This is a genomic window from Antiquaquibacter oligotrophicus (genome assembly GCF_020535405.1).
In the GTDB taxonomy this organism is placed as follows: Bacteria; Actinomycetota; Actinomycetes; order Actinomycetales; family Microbacteriaceae; genus Rhodoglobus; species Rhodoglobus oligotrophicus.
On record NZ_CP085036.1, the window covers coordinates 1990672 to 2002776 of the forward strand.

Annotated in this window: 6 protein-coding genes, 1 tRNA gene and 1 other RNA gene; 6 read left to right on the top strand and 2 right to left on the bottom strand. The window is 66.5% G+C overall.

Translation table 11 applies throughout. From position 1 onward, the window contains the following. Positions 1-40: 40 nt before the first annotated feature. Both LH407_RS09710 and LH407_RS09715 read left to right on the top strand, forming a co-directional pair. Entirely contained in the window at positions 41-1309 is a 1269-nt protein-coding gene (locus tag LH407_RS09710) for a saccharopine dehydrogenase family protein (protein WP_322134190.1), read from the top strand. A 123-nt stretch (positions 1310-1432) separates the two neighbouring features. Continuing rightward, on the top strand, positions 1433-6550 hold the full coding sequence (locus tag LH407_RS09715) for a DUF5979 domain-containing protein (protein WP_322134189.1): 5118 nt from the start codon (positions 1433-1435) through the stop codon (positions 6548-6550). A gap of 57 nt (positions 6551-6607) precedes the next feature. Here LH407_RS09715 and LH407_RS09720 read toward each other — a convergent pair whose 3' ends face one another. Continuing rightward, positions 6608-7309, bottom strand: coding sequence for a hypothetical protein (locus LH407_RS09720; RefSeq protein WP_322134188.1), 702 nt, complete (start codon positions 7307-7309; stop codon positions 6608-6610). A 217-nt stretch (positions 7310-7526) separates the two neighbouring features. Then, positions 7527-7614 (bottom strand) — tRNA-Ser (locus LH407_RS09725). 57 nt (positions 7615-7671) lie between these two features. Between LH407_RS09725 and ffs the strand changes: the two genes are divergently transcribed. The 4 genes from ffs to LH407_RS09745 all read left to right on the top strand — a co-directional run bounded on the left by ffs (position 7672) and on the right by LH407_RS09745 (position 12099). Beyond that, positions 7672-7768: signal recognition particle sRNA small type (gene ffs, locus LH407_RS09730), an RNA gene on the top strand. Between the two features lie 100 nt (positions 7769-7868). Next, positions 7869-9950 carry a phosphate acetyltransferase gene (pta, locus tag LH407_RS09735; protein WP_322134187.1) on the top strand — a complete coding sequence of 694 codons (2082 nt, stop codon included), beginning with the start codon at positions 7869-7871 and terminating at the stop codon, positions 9948-9950. Continuing rightward, positions 9947-11047, top strand: coding sequence for an acetate kinase (locus LH407_RS09740; RefSeq protein ID WP_322134186.1), 1101 nt, complete (start codon positions 9947-9949; stop codon positions 11045-11047). The genes pta and LH407_RS09740 overlap by 4 nt, the downstream gene beginning before the upstream one ends. Positions 11048-11211: 164 nt before the next feature. Beyond that, positions 11212-12099 carry a hypothetical protein gene (locus LH407_RS09745; RefSeq protein ID WP_322134185.1) on the top strand — a complete coding sequence of 296 codons (888 nt, stop codon included), beginning with the start codon at positions 11212-11214 and terminating at the stop codon, positions 12097-12099. Positions 12100-12105: the final 6 nt, after the last annotated feature.

Below are 12105 nucleotides of genomic sequence, written 5' to 3' on the forward strand. Positions count from 1 at the left end.
CGCTGGGCCGAGAGTGGCCCGAAAGCACTAGCGTTGGCTCATGAGGATACTGCTAGTGGGCGCCGGCGGTGTGGGCGACGCCATCGCGAAGATTGCCGCACGCCGAGACTTCTTCGAGACGATCGTCGTGAGTGACTACGACCTGGCGCGGGCCGAGCGCACCGTCGCGTGGGTGGAGGCTCGGGGGGAGGCGTGCGGGCGTTTTGTCGCTGCACGCATCGATGCCTCCGACCCGGAGAACGTCGCAGCGGTTGCCCGCGAGCACGGTGCAACCCACGTTATGAACGCGGTCGAGCCGAAGTTCGTCCCCACGATTTTCGCGGGCGCGTTGGCGGCGGGCGCCGACTACCTCGACATGGCGATGAGCTTGAGCGAGCCGCATCCGACAAACCCCCACGAGGAGACGGGAGTCAAGCTCGGCGACGACCAGTTCGCCCAGGCGCCCGATTGGGAGCAGGCGGGCCGCCTCGCCCTCGTCGGCATGGGTGTTGAGCCCGGTCTCTCGGATGTTTTTGCACGGTACGCCGCCGACCACCTGTTCAGCGAGATCGACGAGCTGGGCACACGCGACGGTGCAAACCTCGTGGTGCGCGATGAGGCAGGCAACGAGATCTTTGCACCCAGCTTCAGCATCTGGACGACCATCGAGGAATGCCTGAACCCCCCGGTGATCTGGGAGAAAGACAAGGGCTGGTACACCACCGCGCCGTTCTCCGAGCCGGAAGTCTTCGACTTTCCCGAGGGCATCGGACCGGTCGAGTGCGTCAACGTCGAGCACGAAGAGGTGCTGCTCATGCCGCGCTGGGTGGACGCAAAACGCGTGACGTTCAAGTACGGGCTGGGGGAGGAGTTCATCGGCATCCTCAAGACCCTTCACCAGTTGGGCCTCGACAAAACCGAGCCGCTTCGCGTGCGCTCGGCCGATGGCCCCGTCATGGTTGCGCCCCGCGACGTTGTTGCGGCGGGCCTGCCAGACCCGGCGACCCTCGGGCCCCGGATGACCGGCAAAACCTGCGCAGGGCTGTGGGTCACCGGCACCGGCGTCGACGGTAAACCCCGCGAGGTGTACCTCTACCATGTGGCCGACAACGAGTGGACGATGGCCGAATACGAGAGCCAGTGCGTCGTGTGGCAGACGGCCCTCAACCCGGTTATCGCGCTCGAGCTGCTGGCAAACGGCACGTGGTCGGGTACGGGTGTGCTCGGGCCTGAGGCGTTCGACGCCGAGCCGTTCCTCACGTTGATGGCGCTGCCGGTCGCCGAGGGTGGGTATGGGCAGGCGTGGGGGCTGGAGGACCGCGCGGTCTGACCCCGGACGGGGGGCGCGCGACGTCGCAGCGATGGGTTAGCGTGAAGCAAGCTCATCCGCAGAGCGAAATAGTCATGTCCGGGCGCTGGGGAGCACCGGATTCGCTCTTTCGATGGGACCGCCGTGCGCTCTGCAACCGCTCGAACCACCCTTTCCTCCGTTCTCGCCGTCGCTCTGCTGGGCGGCGTGCTCTTACCGCTGGGCGCGACTCCAGCGTCAGCGGCCGCGCTCGTCGGCATTGATATCTCTGTCATCCAGGACGGAACCGCGCACGGCACGGTCAACGAGTGTCTCGTGACCGACCCCGACAGCTCGCTCGCCGACGAGTCACCGACCGATGGGATCGTGTGTACCGACGACACGGTCACCTTCGGATGGAACTACAGCGTGAGCGCCGAGGGTGCCGACGATGTCGTCATCAGCCAGACACTTCCCGCCGGCTGGTCGTGGGATCCGCTCTCGCTCACGGTCTGTGAGGGCGGAGCCGACTACACCGGCGTTGTAGAGCTCTCGGTCGACGGTCTCACCCTTACCTGCACTCTTACCTTCCCCAACACGGGGTCGGCCCGTTCCGGTCAGATGCCCGTGTTCGCGATTCCCGAGCCGGGTGTGGGCGACGGCAGCACCTACACGGCGGAGCTCGTGGTGACGGATGACTCGGGCCCTGTGGACGTCGATCCCGCGAGCACTGTCACGGTGCGGAGTCAGCCGCGCTGGAACCTCGTCAAGGGAGCGTGGGGGAGCTACAGCTTCGCCGAGGTGGACTTCGGGTTCGGGCCGGAGCCCGCGACCCATCTCTCGTTCTGGGTGCAGATCGTCGCCGAGAGCGCCAACAACTTCAAGGGTCAGGACGCCCTGCAGCCGCTGACGTTCCGCGACATCGTGACGGGTATCGATCCGGAAGCGACACTCGTGCAGTGCCCCGTGTCGCACGTGAGCGGGCCGTCGATGACCTGCACGCAGCCGAGCGGCCCCGGCGGGGACATCCTCATCGAACTGCCGGGTGGCATGGCCGTGCCCCCGCAGAGTGTGTTGCCGGGGACGTCCGGGCTGGCGTGGCACGGAGCGATGACCGTCGCTATCCCTAACCGCAGCCTGCCCGGCTACCCGGTCACCGAACTGAAGATCAACCAGTTCGTCGAGTTCGACCCCGATGGGGTGAGCAGCGGATCGAACCTCGGCGTCGAGTTCGAGAACGGTTCTGAAACAGGCGCCGAATGTGTGAGCGGTAACGGCAATGACAACTGCGCATACATCAACGTGACGGGCCCGGTGCCCGGACTCGGGGACATCTACACGGGCAAGAGCCTCCGGCAGAAGTTCGGCGTCTACGCCCCAGCAAACTGCGGCGGCCACTGGTGGTGGTGCATGCCGCTCAACGGTACAACCGGCACGAACGACGTGAACAACGGAGCCCAAGGCAACCAGGACGGAGTGCAGTTCCGCGGCGACGACTTCTGGGCGGGCTTCAACGTGCAGTGGGACCCCAATCGCGAAGAACTACCGGCGAACATGATGATGTGCGACGTGTGGGATCCGGCGCTGCAGCAATTCGATCCGAACGGCATGACCGGCACCTCGCAGGAGGGGTGGTGGAACCAGCCGACGACGCAGGAGCGCATTCAGTTCTCGAACCAGGTTTTCGCGGATGACACGGCGCGCGAGAACGCGGACTGCGGCGTGTGGGGTGACCTCGCCGACGGACCCTGGTACGAGACCTGGGAGGAGGTGCCGGGCGGACCGGACACCATCACTGCCATCCGGTGGACGACACCGGCCGTCCGCGAATATAACGGCCAGCCGTGGACGCTACCGATGAAGGTCGACGACTCCGTTGCCACCGGCACGGTCATCCCCGACTTCTCGCACCTCTACTACGACCAGCAGGTTGACCCCGAGGACAACCCCGACGGTTGGCGCTGGGTCAACCGCGACAGCTTTAGCGTTGCCGAACTCACACTCGCGCTCGATAAGGACACGGTGCCCGCCGGACAAACCAACTCCGTCGCGGGAGCCCGTGTACCGTACTCGCTCGATGTGACCGCGTTCACTTCCGAGTCCGACATCAGCACCGAGCTCACGGGGCTGCGCGTCGTCGACACCCTCCACCCTTGCCTCCAGGAGCCGCAACTTGATCCGTCAGTGACGGGTTGGACGATGTCGGTCACAGCGGCGCCGAACCTCGGGCCCGATGGCCTCGCCTGCACGAGTGACGACGTGAGCGGCGCCGAGCTGACCTTCACCCCGACCTCGACGCTCGTGTCGGGCGACGTGATCGAGCAGATCGTCTACTCCGTGGTGGTGGCCACCCTCGTGACGAACGGGCAACAACTCCTCAACACTGCAGTCGTCAAGGTTGATGACGGGGTCACCGACCAGACCGAGGCTGGCCGCACGGATCAGTGGACGCTCACCGTCGCCGCCCCCGGTGCTGTGCGTGTCTCGAAAGTCGCCGACTTCCCTCTCGTCGAGATCGAGCCGGACGACCTGTCCTGGACTATCTCCTACTCGAACACACTGGGATCCGCGCTCGGCGAGACGACGTTCATCGACGTCCTGCCACACAACGGGGACGGACGAGGCACGGACTTCGATGGCGCCTTCGGCTTCGATGGGGCGCAGGTCATCGCCGGGACCGACACGACCATCGAATACACGACGGATGCTGTGGCCACGGTGGATGTGGACCCCGCCACCAACACGTCGACGTGGGTCGAAGCATCCGCGTACGTCGGCGACCTTGCTGACGTGACGGCGATCCGTATCAGGGTCGCGGACCTGTCGCCCGGTGAGGTCGGCGCGGTGAGGATCTTCGCCGACCCGAGCGGCAACGCCGAGGGCGACCTCTATCGCAACCAGGTGGGCGCCGGTCGCGCCGAGAATCTCGCCCAGGCAATTCCTCCGACACTTGTATCGCAGATCCGCGTGGTCGCCTCGAGCATCGGCGACCGTGTGTGGCACGACCTGAACAGCGACGGCGTGCAGGATGTCGGCGAGCCGGGCCTCGAGGGGGTGACGGTCGTCCTCCTCGACGAGAACGGCGCGGAGCTGGACACCACGACCACCGGGCCGGACGGCATCTACACGTTCCCCGGCTACCACTCGGACACCTACCGCGTGCAGGTCGACACCACCACTCTGCCCTTCGGGTACGCCGCGACGTACGACCTCGACGGCGGCACGGCCAGCCCCGATAGCGACTCGCAGAACTTCACTCTCGACATCGATGTCGATCGCACCGATGTCGACTTCGGGTACGTGCGCCAGACGGCGCAACTGAGTGCCAACAAGGTTGTCGAAGACGACGGGGCAGGATGGTTCGGCGATGACCAGACCTTCGAACTCGAGGTCACGTGCGAAACGGATGGCGTCGCCGACGAGGGGTTCCCGCAGACGGTCGAGATCACGGGCTCCGGGAGCGAGTTCATCACCGTTCCCGTCGGCTCCACGTGCTCGGTCGAGGAGACAGAGGACGGCGGGGCGACCGAGGTGAATATCGACCCCGAGACTGTGTTCATTGACGAAGCCGACGAGGTATTCACCCTGTCAGTCGAGAACGTGTTCAGCGACGGTTCGCTCGTGATTCGCAAGTCGCTCAGCGGAGCCGGGGTGGTGCCGTTCGCCGGCGACGAGTTCGTCTTCGACGTGACGTGCACCTTCGAGGGTGACACCGTCTACGACGAAGAGGTCACGCTGACCCGTGACGGCGAGTCCACGACAATCTCGTCCGAGACCATCACCGGCATCCCCGTTGGCAGCGAATGTACGATCACCGAAACCGCCGCGAGCGGGTCGGACTCGCTCGCCTCTCCCGTGCTCGTCACGATCGTCGACGACGAGCAGATTCTCTACGCCGACGCCACGAACTACTACTCGGCGGGCGCCGTCAGCCTCGCGAAGGTGCTCGCAGGTGAGGGGAGTGAGAGCGAGGCCGCGACATCCGCCGTCTTCGACGTGCTCGTGACGTGCCAGCTCGACGTCGAGGGCGACCTCGTGACGCTCTACTCGGAGACCATGGAGATCAGCGGCGGTGAGACAGTCATCATCGAGGTCGACGGTGAAGCCCTGCTCCTGCCGCTCGGGGCGCGGTGCTTCGGCGAGGAGACGGATGCCGGTGCGGCAACCGAATCGACTGTGCAGCCTGACACGTGGGAGACCGGAGTTGAGGTCACTGCAGGTACGCCCGCTGAGACGCAGCAACTCGAAATCGTCGCAACCAACACCTTCGACATCGCCGAGTTGAGCGTCAGCAAAGAGGTCGTGGGGCCTGGTCCGGCCGGGCCCTACGAGTTCACCGTGACCTGCACATATGAGGGTGAGCCGTACCCGCTCGACGAGACCGACGCGTTCTTCGAACTGAGCCACGGTGAGGAGCGCGTCATCGAGGTGGCACCAGGCGTCGACTGCACGGCTACCGAGGCCGACGGCGCGCATGTGCTCGTCACCTACAGCGACAGTGATGCGGAGAGCGCCCCCGGCACGGTCGAAGGTATCGACGGGGAGGCGAGCATCCTCGTGACGAACGAATTCGCGCACCTTGAGGTGACCAAAACGGTCATCGGAGGCGAGCCCGGCCCGTACTCCTTCACCGTCACGTGCACCCTCGACGGACAGCCCTACGAGCTCGACGAGGGAGACAGCGCTTTCGAGTTGAGTGACGGCGAGACGCGCGTCATTCCTGTCGCACCCGGAGTCGACTGCGACGTCGTCGAAGAGGATCCCGGGGCGGCGGCGGTCACCTATCGGCTCGATGGCGCGGACGTGCCTGACGGCACGGTCGATGATGTGATCGGCGTCCAGACGCTCGAGATCACCAACGAGTTTGCCTACCTGGACGTCACAAAGCGGGTAGAAGGCCCGGGTGCGGCCGGTCCGTACCACTTCGAAGTGACCTGTTGGCTCGGCGATGGGGTGTACCCCCTCGCGCCCGAGGACGCTGCGTTTGACCTGAGTCACGGCCAGACGCGCACCATCGGCGTCGCCGCGGGGGCCGACTGTGAGGTACGCGAGGTGGATGCCCCGGCCGGCGCAACCGTCCGCTACATCGACAGCGACGACACGTCCGCCGACGGAACCGTGCTCGACATCCACGGAACACAGTCGGTGACGGTCACGAACACCTTCGCGGCGACCGGACTACTGGGAAGCACCGGGCTCGACTCGCGCTGGCCGCTCGGACTCGCTGTCATGCTCCTCCTGGCAGGTCTCGCCGCCGTTGTGATCCGACGAGCCTCGGCCTAGAAAGCAGGGGCGGCGTCGCGATGCCGCCCCTGCTTCAACGGCTTCGGGCGGCCGTCGCTATAGCTGGAACGCGCTCGGCGCGCCGATCGCCTGCATGATCACGCTCACGGCGAGGAAGGCAGCAGCGAACGCCACGCCGACGCCGATGACGGCGACCCACGGGCGACCCTCGTACCAGTAGGCAGCACCGGGGTGGCGGCTGAAAAACTCGCGCGACGACAGCGGTGTGGTCTCGTGAACGACGGTTGCGCCGACGGCCTCCGCGACGGCGTCGATGTCCTCATCCGACCAGAACGTTCCGCTGAACCGCATGATCGTGTGATCCGCGTCGTTCTTGAGCAGCAACTCCGTGCGGGACTCCGAGGAGCCGTTACGCCACGCACGCGCGATGACGGCGGTCGCGACATCCGCACGCCGCACCGTGTACCGCAAAAAGAAGGACTGCTTGAGCACGGTCTGCTCCGTCACCGCAGCGAACGCGTGCCGTTGGCGCAGCCACACGAGCACGGCCACACCCGTCACAAAGATCTGCAGCGCCAGGATCGCGCGCCAGTCGCCGTGATCGCACGCGAGCCAGTAGAGCACACCGAAAAGGGGGACGGCGCCGACAATCGTGCCCGCGATCCACGCGCGGCCGAGGGATGCCCGGGGCTTCACCTCCACGAGTGTGGCTACCGTCTCCAACCCGACTCCCCCCGGTAGACTCACCGTCTGCCGCGGGAGCACCTCAATATATCCGTCGGGGTACAAAATGCGCATGTCCTCATTAATGCGGTCCCGTGGATGGGGGGGGCGAGGGTGGGGGAGCCGCGCGGGGCGGGGCCGCGCGGGTGGGGGATTCGACTCCCCTACTGAGCCGCCGGCAGATCGCTGCGCGCTCCGCCGGACTGCTCAGCGGGGGCCCACGGGGGTTCTCATGCAGCGTTCGATTAAACGATTACAGGGGCACCGCTGGCGCGGTACCCCTGTAATCGTTTGGCGGAGAATGGGGGATTCGAACCCCCGAGGGCTTGCACCCAACACGCTTTCCAAGCGTGCGCCATAGGCCACTAGGCGAATTCTCCCGGGTCGGGCATCCCGTTACCGGGAATGACCTCCAGAAATCATACCCGTACAATGGGAGTGGCTCCTCGCGTGGCGCCATCCAGGCCAACTCCCCCAGGACGGAAACGTAGCAAGGGTAACCGGGCTCTGGCGGGTGCGCGAGGAGTCCTTTCTTTTTCGTGAGGTGCCCACTTCGGTGGGTCGGGCGCCACAAACACCCACCGAAGTGGGCACCTCACGAGTCACGCCCAGTACCCGCGCCTAGGCTGGGGGCGTGGCTCGTTCCATCTACATCACCTCGGCCGAGGGTCACTCGGGCAAATCATCCGTCGCCCTGGGTGTGCTCGACACCCTGCTGCGCAGCGGCGAACGGGTCGGTGTGTTCCGCCCCATCGCGCGCTCCACCGTCGAACCCGACTTCGTGCTCGAACTCCTGCTTTCCCGTGACGGCGTCGACCTCAACTACGACGACTGCATCGGCACCACCTACGAGGCGGTTCACGACGACCCCGAGGCGGCCCTCTCCACGATTGTCGAACGCTTCAAGGCTGTCGAGTCCCGGGTCGACTCCGTTGTGGTGATCGGCTCGGACTTCACGGATGTCGCGTCCCCCACCGAACTCGCGTACAACGCGCGTATCGCCGCCAACCTCGGCACCCCCGTGCTGCTGGTCCTCACGGGCCGCGAGCCGGACGGCGTGCAGGCCCGCACCGCCGACGAACTCCGCCAGGTCACCGAGCTCGCGCTGCCCGAACTCACCAACGCCTACGCGAGCCTCCTCGCGATCGTCGTCAACCGTGCAGACCCCGAGCTCCTCGAGGGCATCGTCGACACGGTCGCGCACGCCACCCAGGTGCCCGTGTGGGCGGTGCCGGAGGATGCCCTCCTCGTGGCACCGACGATGCGCCAGCTCATGACGGCCGTCGAGGGGGCGCTGCTTCAGGGTGACGAAGTTCTCCTCAGCCGGGACGCACTGGGTGTCGTCATCGCGGCCATGTCCATGGAGAATGTGCTCCCGCGCCTCGTCGAGGGTGGGGTGGTGATCATTCCCGGTGATCGTTCGGAGATGCTCGTCGCGGCGCTCACCGCCCACGCATCCGGAACGTTCCCGTCTCTCGCGGGCATCATCCTCAACGGCGGTTTCGAGCTTTCGCCCGTGATCATGCGGCTCATGGAGGGTCTCGACCAGTCACTGCCGATCATCACCACCGAGTTCGGTACGTGGCAGACGGCGCAGCGCATCTCCCAGGTGCGGGGGCAGCTGACGGCCCTGTCGCAGCGCAAGATCGACACGGCGCTCGCCCTCTTCGAGACCCACGTCGACGGGGAGCACCTCATCGCGGCCCTCGGTGCGGGTCAGTCGACTGCCGTCACGCCGCTCATGTTCGAGTACACACTCCTCGAACGGGCGCGGGCGGCCGGCAAACGTATCGTGCTGCCGGAGGGTGGCGACGACCGCATCCTCTTGGCGGCGGGCACGTTGCTGGCGCGCAAGGTCGTCGAGTTGACGATTCTGGGGGATGAGCAGGACGTGCGGGCACGGGCATCCGCCCTCGGTGTCGACCTGTCGGCGGCGACGGTGACGAGTCCGTTCGATCCGGAGCTGCGCGAGCGTTTCGCCCAGGAGTACACGCGGCTTCGGGCTCACAAGGGTGTGACGATCGAGGATGCGCGCGACATTGTGACGGATGTCTCCTACTTCGGCACCATGATGGTGCAGTTAGGCCTCGCCGACGGTATGGTCTCCGGCGCCATGCACACGACGGCGCACACGATCCGCCCCGCGTTCGAGTTCATCAAAACCGTCGAAGGGGTGTCGGTGGTCTCGAGTGTGTTCTTTATGGCGCTCGAGGATCGGGTGCTCGTCTACGGCGACTGCGCCGTTGTGCCCGACCCCACGTCGGAGCAACTCGCCGACATCGCCATCTCGGCGGCCGCCACCGCTCAGCAGTTCGGCATTGACCCGCGTATCGCCATGCTGTCGTACTCGACGGGGGAGTCCGGAACGGGCGCCGACGTCGACAAGGTGCGCGCCGCGACCGACCTTGTGCGCTCGCGGCGGCCCGACCTGCTCGTGGAGGGGCCGATTCAATACGACGCGGCGGCGGATGCTGCGGTCGCCCGCACCAAGCTGCCAGAGTCACAGGTTGCCGGCCGCGCGACCGTCTTCATATTTCCGGACCTCAACACGGGCAACAACACCTACAAGGCGGTGCAACGCTCCTCCGGTGCGGTCGCGATCGGGCCCGTGTTGCAAGGCCTCCGTAAACCCGTCAACGATCTCTCGCGCGGGGCGCTCGTGCGCGACATCGTCAACACGGTCGCGATCACGGCGATCCAAGGTGCTGCGTCATGACTCTCGCGTTTGTCGTGAACTCGGGCTCCTCGTCGATCAAGTGGGAACTCCTCGACGCCGCGTCGGGCTCACGCGAGGCCGGCGGCATCGTCGAACGAATCGGTGAGGGCGGTGTCGACCACGCCGCCGCGATGCGCTCCATCCTCGACGAGCTCGGCGACGTGCACCCCGACGTCATCGGTCACCGCGTTGTGCACGGTGGCGCCCTCTTCGCCGCGGCGACCCTCGTGGATGACGCGGTGCTCGAGTCCATCGAGGAGCTCTCCGCCCTCGCGCCGCTGCACAACCCCGCCAACGTCGCCGGCATCCGCGCGGCCCGCGAGGCGTTCCCCGGTGTGCCGAACGTCGCCGTGTTCGACACCGCGTTCCACGCGAACATGCCCCCGGCCGCCTACACCTACGCCATCGACTCCACCGTCGCGGCCGACCACGGGGTGCGCCGGTACGGATTCCACGGAACGTCCTACCAGTACGTGTCCGCGCGCGCGGCCGACGTACTCGGGCGCCCCCTCGACGACCTTCGGCTCATCGTGCTGCACCTCGGCAACGGTGCCTCGGTGTGTGCCATCAAGGGCGGGGTGTCCATCGACACGTCCATGGGTCTCACCCCCCTGGAGGGGCTCGTGATGGGCTCACGGTCGGGGGACGTGGATGCGGGCATCCTGTTCCACCTCGGGCGGGCGGGATTCACGCTGCCGGAGCTCGACACGCTACTCAACCGCCGCAGCGGCATGCTCGGGCTCGCCGGGCACACCGACATGCGCGACGTGCTCGCCGGGGTCACCGCGGGCGACGCGTCGTCGCAGCTCGCGTTCGTCGTGTACGTGCACCGGCTGCGCCACTACATCGGCGCCTACCTCGCCGAGCTCGGGGGAGCGGACGCGATCGTCTTCACCGCGGGTGTCGGCGAGAACGCGGCGCCGGTGCGCGCGGCGGCGCTCGCCGGGTTCGAGTGGGCGGGCATCCACCTCTCCGAAGAGCGCAACGCGACACGGGGCACGACGGTGATCTCCACGGATGTTTCGCCCGTAGCCGCCCTCGTAATCCCCACCAACGAGGAGCTCGAGATCGCCCGCCAGGCTGCCGCGCTCCTGTAGCGGGCTGCCGCACCGTGAGGTGCCCAGTTCTGTGGGTGTATTTGCGCGGAGACCCACCGAAGTGGGCACCTCACGAGCGGCGGACGGTTACCCCCAGGCCCGATAGGTCCACAGATCGCGCGGTCGAGTCCCCTCGGTTACTCCGGATGACGGATGCTGCACCCATGAGTCGCCGAATCCCGCTCCCGCCCGAACTCGCGGCACGGGCGTTTTCAGTTCGTGAGGGATCCGCCGTGGTGGGGTCGCTCCAGCGGCTGCGGGCGTCGGATCTCGATCGGAGTGTGTGGGGCACCCGCTTCGTGGGGGAACCGACCTTCGTCGATCGGTGCATGCAGTTTCAGGAACGGATGCCGGGCGACTCCTTCTTCAGTCACGACACCGCCGCGCTCCTGTGGGGTACTCCTCTTCCTCCACGTCCTCGGCCCTTCGTGCACATCTCCGTGCCGGAACCCGCGAGAGCTCCACATGCCAAGGGCATCATCGGCCATCGCGCGCTCGTGGCGGATGAACTCACCGTGCACCAAGGACTCCCGCTCACAACGCCCGTTCGCACGTGGCTCGACCTATGGGAGCTGTCGCTGCCGGATCTTGTTGCTGCCGGCGACTTCGTGATCTTCCACGAACGGCCCCTGGCCACACGTCCCGGGCTCGACTGGGCGCTTCGCCATCGTGTCAGCCGTCGCGGCCTTCGCACGCTGTGGAGGGCTCTGCACTTGCTCAGCGATCGTGCCGAGTCACCGCCCGAATCCATCCTGAGGGTCCTGCTTCTCGAGGCGGGGTTCCCGCCTATTTCGGTCAACGAGGCGATCTATGATCGTCGTGACCGATTCATTGCCCGTCCGGATCTCCGCGTGGATCAACTCAGACTCGTCATCGAGTACCTCGGCGATTACCACCGCGACAAGCAGCAGTGGCGTTCCGACATCACGCGGCGCACACGCATCGAGGCCGAGGGGTGGCGCGTCTTCGAGGTCGGCGCGGATGACCTTCGCGAGCCACATGACCTCGTCCGGCGCATCCGTGCAGTCGCTGCTCTCCCTTTCCCTCCGTGAGGTGCC

What these genes read in the sequence shown, in the direction of transcription:
- LH407_RS09710 (WP_322134190.1), top strand. Translation starts at nt 41, where the DNA reads ATGAGGATACTGCTAGTGGGCGCCGGCGGTGTGGGCGACGCCATCGCG.
- LH407_RS09720 (WP_322134188.1), bottom strand. Translation starts at nt 7,309, where the DNA reads ATGCGCATTTTGTACCCCGACGGATATATTGAGGTGCTCCCGCGGCAG.
- LH407_RS09740 (WP_322134186.1), top strand. Translation starts at nt 9,947, where the DNA reads ATGACTCTCGCGTTTGTCGTGAACTCGGGCTCCTCGTCGATCAAGTGG.
- LH407_RS09745 (WP_322134185.1), top strand. Translation starts at nt 11,212, where the DNA reads ATGAGTCGCCGAATCCCGCTCCCGCCCGAACTCGCGGCACGGGCGTTT.